General features: G+C 41.6%; 13 protein-coding genes. All 13 read left to right on the top strand.

The annotated features are described in order from the left end of the window. The first annotated feature begins 24 nt into the window (after positions 1-24). On the top strand, positions 25-1,197 hold the full coding sequence (aroC, locus tag NSQ25_RS10360; RefSeq protein WP_024422806.1) for a chorismate synthase: 1,173 nt from the start codon (positions 25-27) through the stop codon (positions 1,195-1,197). Further along, a complete protein-coding gene (gene aroB, locus NSQ25_RS10355) occupies positions 1,197-2,288 on the top strand; it encodes a 3-dehydroquinate synthase (RefSeq protein WP_326136258.1) in 1,092 nt (363 codons plus the stop codon). Before aroC ends, aroB begins: the two co-directional genes overlap by 1 nt. Then, the gene (gene aroH, locus NSQ25_RS10350; protein ID WP_024422804.1) at positions 2,285-2,668 is read left to right on the top strand and encodes a chorismate mutase; all 384 of its coding nucleotides are present in this window, start codon (positions 2,285-2,287) and stop codon (positions 2,666-2,668) included. The genes aroB and aroH overlap by 4 nt, the downstream gene beginning before the upstream one ends. 231 nt (positions 2,669-2,899) lie before the next feature. Continuing rightward, entirely contained in the window at positions 2,900-4,447 is a 1,548-nt protein-coding gene (trpE, locus tag NSQ25_RS10345; protein ID WP_326136259.1) for an anthranilate synthase component I, read from the top strand. Continuing rightward, positions 4,419-5,441: an anthranilate phosphoribosyltransferase gene (gene trpD / locus NSQ25_RS10340; protein WP_326136260.1), complete on the top strand. Its 1,023-nt coding sequence runs from the start codon at positions 4,419-4,421 to the stop codon at positions 5,439-5,441. Before trpE ends, trpD begins: the two co-directional genes overlap by 29 nt. Next, positions 5,434-6,186, top strand: a complete 753-nt coding sequence (gene trpC, locus NSQ25_RS10335; protein WP_065214684.1) for an indole-3-glycerol phosphate synthase TrpC — start codon at positions 5,434-5,436, stop codon at positions 6,184-6,186. Before trpD ends, trpC begins: the two co-directional genes overlap by 8 nt. Then, complete coding sequence (locus NSQ25_RS10330) at positions 6,183-6,851, top strand: phosphoribosylanthranilate isomerase (protein WP_326136261.1); 669 nt, start codon at positions 6,183-6,185, stop codon at positions 6,849-6,851. Before trpC ends, NSQ25_RS10330 begins: the two co-directional genes overlap by 4 nt. Then, positions 6,832-8,031 (top strand): tryptophan synthase subunit beta, encoded by a 1,200-nt coding sequence (gene trpB / locus NSQ25_RS10325; RefSeq protein WP_034280432.1) that lies wholly within the window; start codon positions 6,832-6,834, stop codon positions 8,029-8,031. The genes NSQ25_RS10330 and trpB overlap by 20 nt, the downstream gene beginning before the upstream one ends. Continuing rightward, positions 8,028-8,831: a tryptophan synthase subunit alpha gene (trpA, locus tag NSQ25_RS10320; protein ID WP_065214687.1), complete on the top strand. Its 804-nt coding sequence runs from the start codon at positions 8,028-8,030 to the stop codon at positions 8,829-8,831. The genes trpB and trpA overlap by 4 nt, the downstream gene beginning before the upstream one ends. A gap of 11 nt (positions 8,832-8,842) precedes the next feature. Further along, positions 8,843-9,940, top strand: coding sequence for a histidinol-phosphate transaminase (gene hisC / locus NSQ25_RS10315; RefSeq protein WP_144496188.1), 1,098 nt, complete (start codon positions 8,843-8,845; stop codon positions 9,938-9,940). Between the two features lie 114 nt (positions 9,941-10,054). Further along, positions 10,055-11,170: a prephenate dehydrogenase gene (locus NSQ25_RS10310; RefSeq protein WP_081124537.1), complete on the top strand. Its 1,116-nt coding sequence runs from the start codon at positions 10,055-10,057 to the stop codon at positions 11,168-11,170. A 10-nt stretch (positions 11,171-11,180) separates the two neighbouring features. Further along, positions 11,181-12,467, top strand: coding sequence for a 3-phosphoshikimate 1-carboxyvinyltransferase (gene aroA / locus NSQ25_RS10305; RefSeq protein WP_326136262.1), 1,287 nt, complete (start codon positions 11,181-11,183; stop codon positions 12,465-12,467). Between the two features lie 280 nt (positions 12,468-12,747). Then, on the top strand, positions 12,748-14,019 hold the full coding sequence (locus tag NSQ25_RS10300) for a tetratricopeptide repeat protein (RefSeq protein WP_024422794.1): 1,272 nt from the start codon (positions 12,748-12,750) through the stop codon (positions 14,017-14,019). The last annotated feature ends 47 nt before the right edge of the window (positions 14,020-14,066 follow it).

The following is a 14,066-nucleotide window of genomic DNA, read 5'->3' as shown; positions in this document are numbered from 1 at the left end:
AATGCGATGAAGGGAGATTGAGTCATGAGGTACTTAACAGCAGGTGAATCACATGGTCCACAACTGACCACAATTATTGAAGGAGTTCCAGCGGGACTTTACATAGAGCAGGATGACATCAATTATGAATTGGCTAGAAGACAAAAAGGTCATGGCCGCGGAAGAAGAATGCAGATTGAAAAAGACCAGGCGAAAGTGTTAAGTGGTGTTCGCCACGGGAGAACATTAGGTTCACCAATCGCACTTGTTGTTGAAAACAACGACTGGAAGCATTGGACAAAGGTGATGGGGGCAGAGCCGATCACGGAAGAAGAAGAAAGTGAAATGAAGCGTCAAATCTCCCGTCCAAGACCAGGACATGCGGATTTAAATGGGGCGATCAAATATGGACACCGTGATATGAGAAACGTTTTAGAGCGTTCATCAGCCCGCGAGACAACTGTTCGCGTAGCAGCAGGCGCAGTTGCCAAACAAATCTTGGCACATCTAGGGATTAAAGTAGCTGGCCACGTTCTTGAAATTGGCGGAGTGAAAGCAGCTCATACAGCATATGAGTCTATTGAAGATTTGCAGAAGGTAACAGAAGAATCACCTGTTCGCTGCTATGACAGTGAAGCAGGTCAGAAAATGATGGATGCAATTGATGAAGCGAAGAAAAACGGCGATTCAATTGGCGGAATTGTTGAAGTCATCGTTGAAGGGATGCCGGTTGGGGTTGGCAGCTATGTTCATTACGACCGTAAATTGGACAGCAAGCTTGCGGGCGCTGTACTTAGTATCAACGCTTTTAAAGGGGTTGAATTCGGTATTGGCTTCGAGGCAGCCTCTAAAAACGGCAGTGAGGTCCATGATGAAATCATCTGGGATGAAGAAAAGGGCTATACGAGAAAAACAAATCGCCTAGGTGGTCTTGAAGGCGGAATGTCAACCGGTATGCCAATTGTCGTAAGAGGGGTTATGAAACCAATCCCAACGCTTTATAAGCCGCTTCAAAGCGTTGACATTGAAACAAAAGAACCTTTCTCTGCAAGTATTGAACGATCTGACAGCTGTGCTGTTCCTGCTGCAAGTGTTGTTGCAGAAGCAGTCGTTGCATGGGAAATTGCCAATGCAGTTGTGGAGCAGTTTGGCCTTGACCAAATCGACCGCATTAAAGAAAATGTTGAGAAAATGCGCCAGCTTCAGAGGGAATTTTAATGAAAACACTGGAAGTTAAGACGTCTTCAGCCACTTATCCTGTATTTATCGGTGATGGGATTAAACGCAATATCGTCGACTTGATAACTTCCACTGGGCATTCCTATACGAAGCTCTTAATCGTCACAGATGCAGCTGTTGATGCCATTTATGGGGATGAGATGGTTCGCTTACTTCAGCAGAAGTGGCCTGTGAACAAAGTGGTTGTGCCAAGCGGAGAGCAGTCAAAATCCTTTGCCGAATTTGAGCATATTCATACGAAAGCCATTCAATTTCAGCTTGATCGTTCCTCCTGCATCATTGCGCTGGGAGGAGGCGTGATTGGAGATTTGGCTGGCTTTGCTGCTGCCACTTATATGAGAGGCATTGATTTTATCCAAGTGCCGACGACGCTGCTGGCACATGATAGTGCAGTTGGCGGGAAAACAGGGATCAACCATCCGCTCGGTAAAAATTTAATCGGTGCGTTTCATCAGCCGAAAGCTGTGATCTATGATACTAGTATGCTTGAGACTTTATCTCAAATTGAACGAAGATCAGGCTTTGCAGAAGTCATCAAACATGCACTGATTTCAAGTGAAGACTTTTTATCAGAACTGATGTCCATTCGTTCTTTGCCGGATTTATCAAAAAGCGAGCTGGCACATATGCTGTATCAAGGCATTCAAGTCAAAGCGTCAATTGTTCAAGAAGATGAAAAAGAACAAGGTGTGCGTGCATTTTTGAATTTAGGCCATACACTAGGGCATGCCATTGAAGCAGAGTATGGATACGGCGCCATCACGCACGGAGATGCCATTGCAATCGGCATGCAGTTTGCGCTGTATGTGAGTGAAAAGCAGCTAGGACTCAGCCTTAATCGTTTGGAACTAAAAGAGTGGATGAAAGAGCTCGGTTTCCCGGTCAAAGTCACAAAAGATATTTCCACGAAAACATTTGTTGACCGGATGATTGGTGATAAAAAAGCAAGAGGCGGCAGTGTTCAATTTGTTTTATTAAAACAGGTTGGAGACGTCACCTTACAGTCTTTCACAAAAGATGAGCTGCACTACTGGCTCGAAGAATGGAAACGGGAGGAGGGATGTCTATGATGTTTCGCGGGATACGTGGGGCTACAACTGTGATAGAAGATACAGAAACAGAAGTGTTAAATAAAACGAAACAGCTGCTAGAAGCGATCATTTCAAGAAACCAAGTAGATCCAGAACGTGTCGTGCAGATCTTGATTTCAGCTACACAAGATATTCACTCCGTTTTTCCGGCAAAAGCACTTCGTCAATTTGAAGGATGGACATATGTACCGGTTACTTGTATGCAGGAACTGGACATTGATGGCGGTTTAAAGCAATGTATTCGTGTCTTAATGACTGTCCAGACAGATACAAAGCAGGAAGACATACAGCATGTATACTTGGAAGAAGCTGTGACGCTTCGCCCTGATTTACAGTTGACAAAAAACAAGGAATTATAATACGATATGAACAGCCGAAGTTTACACACAGGTGTAAACGGCATTGCAAGCTTAGAGAAGATGAGAATGAGACTAGGGTAGTTGAGATGAGTAGAGTTGAGCAGAGATACGATACTTCTATTTAATCATACTGCCTAAAAGAGTAACCCTCTTTTAGGCTTATTTTGTATACTCATACAAACCCTTTATATGTCCCCTCATTCTCCTTAATCCCATTTAAGGAGTGTGCTTATGAATTCCCAATCAAACCTGACCCAATTTTTAAAGGATAGTGAGTCCTACAAAACGATCCCAATTGTTGAAACCATTACAGTCGATACGCTCTCACCGATTCAAATTGTTGAAAAGCTCAAACAAGATATTGTGTATTTGCTAGAAAGCAAAGATGAGTCTTCCAGCTGGTCGAGATATTCCTTCATTGGATTGCATCCGTTTTTAACCTTACATGATGACCAAAACAAATACGTTGCACGTGACGCTGCGGGGCAGGAAGTCATGCAAAAGCAAGAGCTGAAAAAACTGCTGGATTGGATGAAAGAGCAATATCAAATCAAAACGCCAGATATTGATATCCCATTTACAGGCGGGGCTGTTGGGTACTTAAGCTACGATCTAATCCCAAACATTGAACCTTCTGTCAGGCCTCACCGCAACGCATCGACGACAGAAAATTGCACATTATTTGTCTGCCAAACGATGATTGCTTTTGATCATGAAACAAATCATGTTCATTTTATCCAGTACATCCAGCTAACCGGACATGAAACAGAAGACGAAAAAATACGCGCTTACAAAGAAAATCAAAAACAGCTTGAACAGATGATTCACAAGCTTCATTCAAAGGTTGATATGAAAGAACTGATTTTATCAGGGAATATGAATGAGCCGCCGTCCTTTGAACATGTGACGTCAACCTATGAAAAAGCGCAATTTCTAAAAGATGTTGAAAAAATAAAAGAATACATTCGAGCGGGTGACATTTTTCAAGGCGTACTCTCGCAGCGCTTTGATATCCCTGTGTCAGTGAGTTCATTTGAATTATACCGCGTGCTTCGGATTGTGAATCCATCTCCTTATATGTATTTTATGAAATTAAAAGATCGTGATTTAGTCGGCAGCTCGCCAGAACGATTAATCCATGCCAAAAACGGTCACCTAGAAATTCATCCTATTGCAGGCACAAGAAAACGAGGAAGAACGATAGAAGAGGATGCTGAGCTAGCAAAAGAGCTGCTTGAAGATGAAAAGGAAAAAGCCGAGCATTACATGTTAGTGGATCTTGCCAGAAACGATGTTGGCCGTGTGGCAGAATACGGCAGTGTATCCGTACCTACCTTTACAAAAGTAGTGAATTTTTCACATGTCATGCACATCATCTCCATTGTGACTGGAAAGCTAAAGCGGGATACACATCCAGTCGATGCGCTCATGTCCGCATTCCCTGCAGGCACATTAACAGGTGCCCCGAAAATAAGAGCGATGCAATTATTAAATGAAATGGAGCCTGAGCCAAGAGAAACGTATGGCGGCTGTATTGCCTATATTGGATTCGACGGTAATATCGACTCCTGTATTACCATTCGTACGATGAGCGTCAAAAATCAGACCGCTTCTATACAAGCAGGCGCCGGCATTGTGGCTGATTCTGTCCCAGAAAATGAATGGGAAGAGACTTGTAACAAGGCAGGAGCACTTTTGAAAGCCATTCAGCTTGCGGAACATATTTTCTCAGAAAAGGAGAGTGTGCAGGATGAATCACCGACTATCAGCTCTTGTTAATGGAGGCTTTCTATCAGAAAATGAAGCAAATAAACTCATGCATGATATGATGAGCGGCTTTTTAACAGATGCTGAAGTCGCTGCTAGTCTCTCGATTTTAGCGCATAGAGGAGAAACCGCTGAAGAAATGACGGGTTTTGTGAAAGCCATGCGGCAAAATGCAGCACCAATGGAACGATCGCTTGATGTTGTTGACACTTGCGGCACAGGAGGCGATGGACTCTCCACCTTTAATATATCAACTGCCGCCGCCATTGTCGCTTCCGCTGCTGGAGCCAAAATCGCCAAACACGGAAATCGATCAGTTTCTTCTAAAAGCGGGAGTGCCGATGTACTTGAGTGTCTTGGGATTCATATTCAATCCACACCAGAAGAAACAAGAAGACAAATACAAGAGAAAAACATGGGATTTTTATTTGCCCCATTGTATCATTCATCTATGAAACAAGTAGCCGCAGTCCGCAAGCAGCTCGGCTTCCGGACGGTATTTAATCTATTAGGCCCGCTTTGCCACCCAATGCAAGCCAAAAAGCAAATCATCGGCGTTTACTCAAAGGAAAAGGCGAAGTTAATGGCAAAAGCCCTTGCGCCGTTAGAGCCAGAACATGTGCTGTTTGTTTGCGGAGAAGATGGGCTGGATGAATTAACGATTACAGCAAATTCATATGTGATTGAACTCAAAAAAGATGTCATGACAGAATATACACTTAATCCAGAAGACTTTGGGCTGCAAAAAGGATATTTATCAGATATTCAGGTCCAATCACCGGAAGAGAGTGCTAAATTGATTCAGAATATATTGAATCATCAAACAGGAGGGGCGCCGCTTCATATTACAGCCCTGAATGCTGGAGCGGCTTTATATGTCGCAGGAAAGTCAGAAAGCCTCATGGCCGGAACATTAAAAGCGATTGAAACGATTAAAAACGGCGCAGCCAAAGAACAATTGGATCGTTTAAAACAAAAAACGAGAGAGGAAGAGATCTATGCTTAATCAAATCATTTCCCGCAAAAAAGAACATATCCAAACATTGCAGTTACCAGTGGATGGACACTTTGAAAGACGATCATTTAAAGAAGCACTCATGAATCCTCATCGCTCAATTGGTCTCATTGCGGAGGTGAAAAAGGCGTCTCCTTCCAAAGGAATCATTCAACCGAATTTTGATCCTTTACAAACAGCAAAAGCTTACGAAAAATCAAATGCTGATTGCTTATCTGTTTTAACGGATGAACCGTTCTTTCAAGGAAAAAACGAATACTTATCCCTCATTAAAAAACACGTAGATCGTCCAATTTTAAGAAAAGATTTCATCATTGATTCCATACAAGTAGAAGAGTCAAGACGTATAGGGGCAGATGCCATTTTATTAATTGGAGAAGTTCTTGAGCCGCAAAAGCTGCACGAGCTCTATGCTGAAGCGAAAGAGAAAGGCCTAGATGTCCTTGTCGAAGTACATGCAGCAGATACACTGGAAAATATTTTGAAGTTGTTTACCCCTGAAATCATTGGAGTGAACAACCGGAATTTAAATACATTTACAACAACAGTTGAACAAACAAAAGAGATCGCACCCCTCGTTCCAAACGATGTCTTACTAGTGAGTGAGAGCGGTATTCAAACATTTGATGATCTGACCTTTGTGAAGGAACATGGAGCGGGTGCAGTTCTTGTAGGAGAATCATTAATGAGAGAACAATCACAAGAAAAAGCCGTTCAAACATTGTTTGGAGAATGAACAGGATGAAGCCTTACTTAAAATATTGCGGAGCAGTATCACAAGGCGATGTGGAATGTATTGCGCAATCTCACGCAGATGCCATTGGATTTATTTTTGCTCCAAGTAAAAGACAAGTCCAGCCAGATCAAGTGAAACAATGGCTCATCCAAACAAAGTGTGAGAAAAAAATTACCGGTGTATTTGTAAATGAAAAGATCGAAAAAGTGTGTGAGATCACAAAACATATACCTTTAGATATCGTACAGCTTCATGGAGATGAAACGAAGGATGACGCAAAAGAAATCAAACAACAAACAGGGGCTGTCGTTTGGAAAGTGTTCCACCACGAATCCAATATCACAAACACGCTGGAAAAAATGACGGCATTTGCACCTGTTGTCGATGGCTTTCTCATTGATGCGAAAGTAAAAGGGATGAGAGGCGGCTCTGGAACAGCTTTTGCTTGGGAGGCGGTGCCTGCATACGTTAAGCATGCAAAACGGCTTGAGAAAACTTGCATAATTGCAGGCGGTATCACACCAGAAACGGTAGCAGAGCTCCTTGCCTATGGTCCAGAAGCGATCGATCTTTCAAGCGGAATAGAAGAAAACGGGAAGAAAAGCAGCGCTAAGATCGAAGCGCTCGAAGAAAGGATGTTAAATGATGTACGCATATCCAAATGAGATTGGCAGATACGGAGAATTCGGAGGGAAATTTGTCCCGGAAACGCTCATGCAGCCACTTGCAGAAATCGAGCAGGCATTTCGTGAATTAAAAGAAGACCCTGCTTTTCAAGCAGAATATGTATCACTACTTCGAAACTATTCAGGCAGACCAACTGCGCTTACATATGCTGAACAATTATCAGCATACCTCGGCGGCGCAAAGATCTATTTAAAAAGAGAAGATTTAAACCACACGGGTGCTCATAAAATTAACAATGCGCTTGGTCAGGCCCTGCTTGCGAAAAAAATGGGGAAATCAAACATCATCGCGGAAACAGGCGCGGGCCAGCACGGAGTAGCTGCTGCAACGGTGGCCGCAAAGTTCGGGTTATCCTGCACGGTATTTATGGGAAAAGAAGATGTGGAAAGACAATCACTCAATGTCTTTCGGATGAAGCTGCTTGGCGCTGAAGTCATACCTGTCACAAGCGGGAATGGCACACTAAAAGATGCAACCAACGAAGCTATCCGCTATTGGGTTCAGCACTGCAGTGATCATTTTTACATGATTGGCTCCGTTGTAGGCCCTCATCCGTATCCTCAAATCGTCAGTGAGTTCCAGCGGATGATTGGTGATGAAGCAAAAGAGCAGCTGCTTGAAAAAGAAGGAAGGCTTCCTCATAAAGTCATTGCCTGTGTTGGCGGCGGAAGTAATGCCATTGGAATGTACCGGGCATTTTTAGATGAAGAGGTAGATATCATTGGTGTAGAGGCAGCTGGAAAAGGAATCGATACGCCGCTCCATGCTGCAACCATCACGAAAGGAACCAAAGGTGTGATCCACGGGTCTTTGACATACTTAATCCAAGACGAATTTGGCCAAATTATTGAGCCATATTCTATTTCCGCTGGTTTAGATTATCCGGGAATTGGACCAGAGCACGCATATTTACATGCGAGCGGGCGGGTTCAATATGTGAGTGCGACAGATCAAGAAGCACTAGATGCACTAAAGCTGCTGACTGAAAAAGAAGGAATTCTGCCAGCAATTGAAACTGCACATGCGTTAGCCAAGGCGTTTGAGGTAAGCAAGACGATGAATGAAGATGAAATTGTTCTTGTCTGCCTGTCAGGAAGAGGCGATAAGGATGTGCATACATTAATGAACGTGCTTGAAAGTGAGGGAAAAACAAAATGATCACGTTTCAATTAGAGCAAGGCGAAAAATTATTTATCCCATTTATCACAGCGGGAGATCCGTCAGAAGACATTACGATTGATTTAGCTGTCTCTCTTCAAGCAGCCGGTGCACATGCGATTGAACTCGGTGTTCCTTATTCCGATCCATTAGCAGACGGTCCTGTCATTCAAAGAGCCTCCAAAAGAGCTCTAAATCATGGCATGAATATCGTAAAAGCGATAGAATTAGCAGGGAAGATGAAAAAAAACGGAGTAAAAATTCCTGTAATTCTATTTACGTATTATAATCCTGTGTTACAATTAGACACAGAATACTTTTTCGCTTTACTGCGCAAAAATCATATTTCGGGACTCTTAACACCCGACTTGCCGTTTGAAGAGAGCAGCGAGCTGCAAAAGAACTGTCAAACACATGGCATTTCATATATTTCACTCGTTGCACCAACAAGCAAGGAACGATTAGTAAACATTGTAGAGCAGGCAGAAGGTTTTGTGTATTGTGTTTCATCTCTTGGTGTAACAGGTGTCAGGCAATCCTTTGACGCGTCAATTACAGATTTTATTCAACAAGTGAAACAGCTGAGTCACATACCGGTTGCTGTCGGTTTTGGCATCTCAACAAGAGAGCAGGTAGACTCAATGAATAAACTGAGTGACGGTGTTGTTGTCGGAAGTGCACTTGTGAAAAAAATTGAAGAGCTTCAAGAACAATTGCTGGCAAGTGATACACGTCAAGAGGCTTTAAGAGAATTTGAAACATATGCAAAAACATTTAGTCCCCTCTATTCATTCAAATGAGGTGAAACATTTTGCAAATCAAAGATCAATTAAAACAGCTAAAACCGTATCAACCTGGGAAACCAATTGAAGAGGTCAAAAAAGAATATCAATTAGACAAAATTGTGAAATTGGCTTCAAATGAAAACCCTTTTGGATATTCTGTACATGCAAGAGAGGCAATACAAGCCGAGCTCGAACATCTAGCGATTTATCCTGATGGATACAGCGCAAGTTTAAGAACGGAGCTTGCTGAGTTTCTTCAAGTAAGTGAAAAACAATTAATTTTCGGGAATGGCTCAGATGAACTTGTGCAAATTATTGCGAGAGCATTCCTTGACCAACATACAAATACCGTCATCCCATCTCCATCTTTTCCGCAATACCGTCACAATGCAGTGATTGAACATGCTGAAATTCGAGAAGTGCCTCTTTTAGAAGGAGGAGCTCACGATCTGAAGGGCATGCTGGATGCGATCGATGAAAACACGAAGGTTGTCTGGGTATGTAATCCAAATAACCCGACAGGAAATCATTTGTCAGAATCTGAGATTGTGGCGTTTTTAGATAAAGTGCCAGCTCACGTGCTTGTTGTACTAGATGAAGCGTATTTTGAATACGTTCGTGCGGAAGATTTTCCAAACAGTTTATCTTTATTACACAATTATCAAAATGTCATTGTACTTCGAACGTTTTCTAAAGCATATGGACTTGCAGCGCTTCGAGTAGGCTACGGAATTGCATCAGAAGAGCTGATTACTGCCATTGAACCAGCGAGAGAGCCGTTTAATACCAGCCGTATCGCTCAGGCAGCTGCTCGTGCAGCGATCAAAGATCAAGATTTCATACAATCATGCAGACAGAAAAACGAAGCAGGTCTCAAGCAATATCAAGATTTTGCTGACCGTTTTGGACTATATATCTATCCATCTCAAACAAACTTTGTGCTGATTGATTTTAAAAGAGATGCCGATGAATTGTTCAATGCATTATTGAAAAAAGGTTACATTGTTCGTTCCGGTAAAGCACTTGGTTTTCCGACTTCTTTACGTATTACCGTCGGAACAAAAGAGCAAAATGAAGACATTCTAAGCACACTTGCAGATTTACTGCAAGGCATTCGTGCGTAGCATAACCAGAAAGTCATATCCTAAGTCAGGATATGGCTTTCATTGTACCAACCTCAATACATATAAGCTGTTGAAATAGGTTGTTTAATTTTCGCGAAAAATCAGGTGATGAATATGAATGATGCAAACGAAACAATATTAATCGCTGGACTCGGTTTAATTGGGGGATCCATTGCACTCTCAATTAAAAAAGAGCATCCTCATAAAAAAATTGTAGGATTTGATGTTTCCAAAGAACAAATGGTTGCTGCAACAAAGCTGGGAATTATTGATGCAACAGCTGATTCGTTTTTGGCTGGTTTAGAAGAATCTTCGACCATTATTTTGGCAACTCCTGTCCAGCAAACAATAAAGATGCTTAGTGATATTGCAGACTCTGGAATTGAAAGAGAGCTCACAATCACTGATGTCGGCAGCACAAAGCAAAAGGTCGTCCATTTTGCTGAAAAAGCGCTGCCTGAGCAGTACCAATTTATTGGTGGACATCCAATGGCAGGCTCTCATAAGTCAGGTGTTATTGCAGCGAAAGACTTTTTATTTGAAAATGCGTTCTATATTTTAACGCCTGCAAAGGAAACAAACCGTCAAGCTGTTGATCGGTTGATGGATTTGTTAAAGGGGACACATGCTCATTTCATCGAAATGACACCAGAAGAACATGATGCTGTGACAAGTGTTATCAGCCATTTCCCTCATATTGTTGCAGCCAGCCTTGTGCATCAAGCACATCATTTTGAAGAACAATTCCCACTTGTTAAACGGTTTGCTGCTGGAGGCTTTCGTGATATCACACGAATTGCTTCAAGCAATCCTGCAATGTGGCGGGATATCCTGCTGCACAATAAACACAAGATTTTAGACCGATTCCATGAATGGAAAAAAGAAATTAACCGCATTGAAACCTTCGTAGAGCAAGAAGATGCTGAAGGATTGTTCTCTTATTTTCAAGATGCAAAGGAATATCGTGATGGACTGCCTCTAAGGAAAAAAGGAGCCATTCCTGCTTTTTATGATCTGTATGTCGATGTTCCGGATCACCCTGGGGTCATATCGGAGATTACAGGGCATCTAGCAAGTGAAAACATTAGTATTACAAATATCCGTATTATTGAGACGCGGGAAGACATTAATGGGATTTTACGCATTAGTTTTCAAACAGATGACGACCGCAAGCGTGCAGAAATCTGTATAAAAAATAGAGCGAATTACGATACATTTTATGCTGACTGAGGTGACAAACATGAAAATTCATAAAAATGCTCCTATGAATGGAGAAATTCATATCCCAGGTGATAAATCTATTTCACATAGATCAGTGATGTTTGGCGCAATTGCTGATGGGACCACAGTAGTGAAAAACTTTCTTCCTGGAGCTGACTGTTTAAGTACGATTGATTGCTTTAGAAAGATGGGCGTTGAAATTGAACAAAAAGGGACAGATGTTGTCATTCATGGTAAAGGACTGAAAGAGCTCAAGGAGCCGTCTGACATTCTTGATGTTGGCAATTCTGGTACAACCATTCGATTAATGATGGGAATATTAGCTGGTTGTGAGTTTCACAGTACACTAATTGGTGATGAGAGTATTGCCAAAAGACCAATGAGGCGGGTGACGGGTCCGCTTAAACAACTAGGAGCCAAAATAGACGGCAGAGCAAATGGCGAGTTTACACCACTATCTATTCGTGGCGGTCATTTAAAAGGAATCTCTTATGAGTCTCCAGTGGCAAGTGCACAAATTAAGTCGGCTGTCCTTTTAGCTGGACTTCAAGCAAAGGGAACAACGACTTTAACTGAACCTCATAAATCAAGAGATCATACAGAAAGAATGCTCTCTATGTTTGGTGTAAAACTAGATGAAGATGAACAAAGTGTTTCCATTGAAGGCGGCCAGACATTAACAGCAACAGATATATTTGTTCCAGGAGACATCTCTTCAGCTGCATTTTTCCTTGTAGCTGGATCAATCGTTCCTAACAGCCGGATTGTCTTAAAAAATGTCGGGTTAAACAAAACAAGAACAGGTATCATTGATGTGCTGAAACTTATGGGTGCAAACCTTAAGATCAATGAAGTAGATGCCAAAGGCGGAGAACCGTTTGGTGATTTAACGATTTCTACTTCATCATTAAAAGGGATTGAAATTTCTGGTGACATGATTTCAAGACTCATCGATGAAATTCCGATTATTGCGCTTCTTGCGACCCAAGCAGAAGGAACAACGATCATTAAAGATGCTGCTGAGTTAAAAGTTAAAGAAACCAATCGAATTGATACAGTCGTATCAGAACTTAAAAAACTCGGTGCTAATATTGAAGCAACAGATGATGGTATGAAGATTCATGGTAAAACTACGCTTCAAGGCGGCGCAGTCGTCTCAAGCTACGGAGATCACCGTATCGGTATGATGCTGGGAATTGCCGCATGTGTGACAAAGCAAGCAATTGAGATTGAAGATACAGATGCTGTTCGTGTCTCATACCCGAATTTCTTTGAACACATTGAATATTTAACGAAAACAGTCTGAGGAGGTCCTCAGGCTTTTTCTTTCCTTTTGCATATTTGTCAGAAATATAGCATAGCTTGTCTCAAGGTGAAACCTTGAAAAAAAACATTTTGTCCGATAAAAATAGTGTCTGCAGTTTACAAATCATCAGTTTCGTATAGGATGAAATGAAAAACAGTCTTTAAAACACAAAAATGGGTTCATTTTAAAAGAGCAACATATTTGCTGGATGTGTACCTGTCGATTATGATATGAAGTAACAATAGTTTAGGTTTTTGGAAACAGAAAGGAACGGTTTGATTTGAATAGTTCATTACAAGAAGCCATAAAATTAGTTGAGGCGGGTGAGACTGAAAAAGGACTCCAAACACTTGCTCAAGCAGAGAAGCATTTGCATGATGAAGAAAAGGCGCAAGCGGCTCAATTATATTATGATTGGGGAGATATCGATAAAGCACGGAATCTCATCAGTGATTTACATGATTTATATCCAGAGGAAACAGGTTTAACGTGTTTTTATGCAGAGCTGTTGATTGACTCTGATGAAGAAGAGAAGGCGATTGCAGTATTAGAAACGATTCCTGAAGATGATGATGCGTACCCAGAGAGTTTATTGTTAATGGCAGATTTGTATCAAATGCAAGGACTATTTGAAGTCAGTGAACAAAAGCTTTTAAAAGCGAAAGAGCTACTTCCGAATGAAGCCATCATCGATTTTGCATTAGGTGAGTTGTATTTTTCTCAAGGTCTTTCAAAGAAAGCGGCCGATTATTTCTACAAAGTGGCAGATCAACAGCATGAGGTTGGCGGTGTCAATGTGTATCAGCGGCTCGCTGAATCGCTCAGCACAGCTGGAGAATTTGAGGATGCACTTGAATGGTATGAAAAGGCAGTAAAAGATCAAGCAGACCCGAATACTCTTTTTGGCTACGGATTCACAGCAATGAGGGCTGGCAGAACGAAAACAGCCATTCAGCAGCTTACAGAACTGAAAGATATTGATCCGTCCTATTCGTCACTTTATATGCCTTTAGCGAAAAGTTATGAGGAAGAAGGACTATATCACGAGGCTTTAGAGGTAGTAAAAGAGGGTATTAAAGTTGATGAGTATAACAAAGAATTATATTTATATGGTGCCAAGATTGATTTGAAAAATGGGGATTCAGAAGATGCGAAAAAACTGCTTCAAGAAGCACTTGCTCTCGATCCGGGTTATATTGAAGCAGTTCAAACATTGCTGGCGATCTATTTAAATGAAGAGCTGTTTGATGAAATTCTGGATGTTATTAAAGAGGTTAAAAGCTTTGGGGAAGATGATCCAAAATGGAATTGGTATGCTGCATCTGCTTCTGTTGGGCGAGAAGAATACAAAGAAGCTGCCGAGTATTTCAAGCTTGCCCTGCCTGATTTTGATGAGGAGCGTGACTTTTTATATGAATACGCTTCGTTCCTTTTAGAAGAGGGCAGACAAAAAGAAGCATTGCCGTTATTACGCAAAGTTCTAGAGAAAGATGGCACGAATGAAGAAATTGAAGAAACGATTTTAAGAATTGAAGACGAAATTTCCTTATAGTTTGCAGGAATGAAGAACTGGTTTGTTGAATAATTCATGTATAGCAA

It is taken from the genome of Bacillus sp. FSL R5-0512 (assembly GCF_038593295.1).
Taxonomy (GTDB): domain Bacteria; phylum Bacillota; class Bacilli; order Bacillales; family Bacillaceae; genus Bacillus; species Bacillus safensis.
This window is presented reverse-complemented; position numbering and strand designations above follow the sequence as displayed.

Coding starts and splice junctions, on each gene's coding strand:
- NSQ25_RS10310 (WP_081124537.1), top strand. CDS start 10,055: ATGAATGATGCAAACGAAACAATATTAATCGCTGGACTCGGTTTAATT.
- aroH (WP_024422804.1), top strand. CDS start 2,285: ATGATGTTTCGCGGGATACGTGGGGCTACAACTGTGATAGAAGATACA.
- trpE (WP_326136259.1), top strand. CDS start 2,900: ATGAATTCCCAATCAAACCTGACCCAATTTTTAAAGGATAGTGAGTCC.
- aroA (WP_326136262.1), top strand. CDS start 11,181: ATGAAAATTCATAAAAATGCTCCTATGAATGGAGAAATTCATATCCCA.
- trpB (WP_034280432.1), top strand. CDS start 6,832: ATGTACGCATATCCAAATGAGATTGGCAGATACGGAGAATTCGGAGGG.
- aroB (WP_326136258.1), top strand. CDS start 1,197: ATGAAAACACTGGAAGTTAAGACGTCTTCAGCCACTTATCCTGTATTT.
- aroC (WP_024422806.1), top strand. CDS start 25: ATGAGGTACTTAACAGCAGGTGAATCACATGGTCCACAACTGACCACA.
- trpA (WP_065214687.1), top strand. CDS start 8,028: ATGATCACGTTTCAATTAGAGCAAGGCGAAAAATTATTTATCCCATTT.
- NSQ25_RS10330 (WP_326136261.1), top strand. CDS start 6,183: ATGAACAGGATGAAGCCTTACTTAAAATATTGCGGAGCAGTATCACAA.
- trpC (WP_065214684.1), top strand. CDS start 5,434: ATGCTTAATCAAATCATTTCCCGCAAAAAAGAACATATCCAAACATTG.
- trpD (WP_326136260.1), top strand. CDS start 4,419: ATGAATCACCGACTATCAGCTCTTGTTAATGGAGGCTTTCTATCAGAA.